Genomic DNA, 2,274 nt, shown 5'->3' on the forward strand with positions numbered 1-2,274 from the left:
GGTCGGATTCGTCTCCTACGGGGTGAGCGGCGGCGCCCGTGCCGTGGCGCAACTGCGGGTGGTCTGCAGCGGGCTCGGTATGGCGGATGTGAGCCGCCCGGTAGAGATTTCCCTGCTCACCGATTTCGAGAACCACCTCACCTTCACACCGGGCGACCACCATGTCGCCGCCCTGAACAAAACGTTGGATCAGGTCATCGCCTGGAGCACTGCCCTCGCGCCGCTGCGGGCGATGCAGAGGCAGTTCTCGGGGAGTGAATCATGACCGCATCCAACGAGTTCCAGTCAGGCGCTGACCGCATCGAGGCGGATGAAGTCGAGATTCGGCGCCAAATCGACAAGGCGATCGAAGGAGTGCGAGCCAAGGATCTCGAGGTCCTGAAATTGCTGTACACAAGCGACATCGTGTCGTTCGACCTCGAGCCGCCGCACCGACACGTCGGGATGGCGGCGAAACTCGAGAACTGGGCGAGAGTGTTCCTGTTCTTCGAGAGTGCGACCTATGACGTGCGCGATCTGACGCTCAGTGTCGGCGATGGTGTGGCATTCGGGCACGCCTTCGCACGTCTGCACGGCACGCTGAAGAACGGCGAGGCAACGAGCGGTATATGGGTCCGGGTCACCTACGGAATGCGGAAGATCGCCGGCACCTGGTTGATCGCACACGACCAGGTCTCGGTGCCACTCGACATTGCGAGCGGCAAAGGCGTGGTCGACCTCGATCCGGGGGGCGCGGAACGCCCGTAGTGACCCGTCAGCGATCAGACTGTCCAGCACGAACTTCAGGCCGATTGCGAACGCGGTATCGGGTTTCTCGGGTTCGAGGACGCGGCGGGCGAGCATCCGATTCTCACCCGCCGCGCGGACCTCGCTGAGGTAGGCGCCCGACACTGCGCGGCCACTGTCCTCGGCTGTGCGTTGCGCGGTTCGGCGCGCCGTGCGGCTTGCTGGGTGCAGATGATCCGAAGGGCCGGATGTGCGGTGAGGACCGAGTTGTCGCCCCAGACGCACGCAACCGATGAAGGAACCGATCGGTCAGCCTCGCCGGGTCAGCGGCCGCTGCGCGGTTGACTCAACAGCGCGCGCCCGCGTTCCGGGGTGAGGCTGTAGGCCAGCACCGGGTCGGCGAGCAACGCGACCGGGGCGATGTGATCTGGCGTGCGGGGCTGCCAATGCGCCATCGCGACCTCGAGCGCATGCCACAGCGCTGCCGGGTCGGAGTGGTGTTGCGCGAGCGCATTTCGTACCGCGGTGTCGAATGCTTGGTTGCCGTAGGAGAGCTGGTAGCCGGGCCGCGCTACCCGTGCCCGGTGCCCGTCGATGGCACGTGTGATCTCGCCCCCGGGGTCGTTGACGATCTGGGCAACGTCGAGCGCGGAGGCATACCAGGGTTCTTTGTGTGCGTGTTGCAGGAACATGCACGGCATGAACTCGTCGGTGAACAGTGGACCGGTGAAGAATCCATCCGGAACGGGTGCCAGCGGTAGGACACGCGTAAGGATCCGGGAGGCATCGTAGGGGGAAGAGGTGCTGAGGAACATCTGGAGCTGGGTTTGTAAGACCGTGGCGCGTGACTGGCCGAAATGCTGGGCTTTCTCCAGGGCCGCCATGGCGGTGTCGATGTCCCCGGAAAGGGCTTCGCCTCGTGCCTGTTCGGCCACCAGATCCCAGTTGTCACGGGTTTTGCCCGCCGGCCGACGTATTTGATGAAGGCTTTGGTACTCCGATTCCATGAGGGCGGTGAACGAGGGATACCGCCGCGGGAACTCCCCCCAGGAAAACACGCTGTAGGCGGCCCATTCGCCGTTGTCGTTGCGGTCGGCCGGGTCGAGGAACAGGACTCCGACGTCGGCGTGCAGCGAGATCAGTAGTCCGCGGCTGAACGGGTTACCCGGCGCGTCGACTGGTGGTTCGGTGGTCAGGTCGGCCCAGGACTCCCAGGTTGGTTCGAGGTCACGCAGCCATCCCAGATTGGTGGTGTCCCGCATCTTCCGCACGAATTCCCCGGCATGGCGCCATCCATCGGTGGTCAGCAGGAAGCTGCGATAGGAGGGTGGCAACCGCAGGCCGAGGCGCTGCTCGACCGCGGCGATGTCGGCCTCGGTTGCGGGGGCGTACCCGAGCCAGCGCTGCTGCACCACCTCGGGATCCAATTCATCAGGATCTCTGCTGGCGATCCATTCCTCGCTCCACAGCTCCAACCACGGTCTCCAGTTCATTCCATCAACGCTACGACCAGCCGCCGACAAGTTCAGCCTGGATGCAGGCCGAGAT

At 64.6% G+C, this 2,274-nt stretch carries 2 protein-coding genes and 1 pseudogene; 2 read left to right on the plus strand and 1 reads right to left on the minus strand.

Annotated features, from left to right (window positions below; all coding sequences use genetic code 11):
- A pseudogene (locus tag ACFWF3_RS32875) lies at nucleotides 1–265 on the plus strand (DUF4440 domain-containing protein); the annotation flags it as partial.
- Nucleotides 262–747, plus strand: coding sequence for a YybH family protein (locus ACFWF3_RS32880; protein WP_379317783.1), 486 nt, complete (start codon nucleotides 262–264; stop codon nucleotides 745–747). The pseudogene ACFWF3_RS32875 and the gene ACFWF3_RS32880, both read left to right, overlap by 4 nt.
- 302 nt (nucleotides 748–1,049) lie before the next feature.
- On the opposite strand, the gene ACFWF3_RS32885 is transcribed toward ACFWF3_RS32880, so the two are convergent.
- Complete coding sequence (locus ACFWF3_RS32885; protein ID WP_379317785.1) at nucleotides 1,050–2,219, minus strand: SMI1/KNR4 family protein; 1,170 nt, start codon at nucleotides 2,217–2,219, stop codon at nucleotides 1,050–1,052.
- Between the last annotated feature and the right edge of the window lie 55 nt (nucleotides 2,220–2,274).

The sequence above is a fragment of the Nocardia sp. NPDC060220 genome (genome assembly GCF_042727815.1).
GTDB lineage: Bacteria > Actinomycetota > Actinomycetes > Mycobacteriales > Mycobacteriaceae > Nocardia.

Coding starts and splice junctions, on each gene's coding strand:
- ACFWF3_RS32880 (WP_379317783.1), top strand. CDS start 262: ATGACCGCATCCAACGAGTTCCAGTCAGGCGCTGACCGCATCGAGGCG.
- ACFWF3_RS32885 (WP_379317785.1), bottom strand. CDS start 2,219: ATGAACTGGAGACCGTGGTTGGAGCTGTGGAGCGAGGAATGGATCGCC.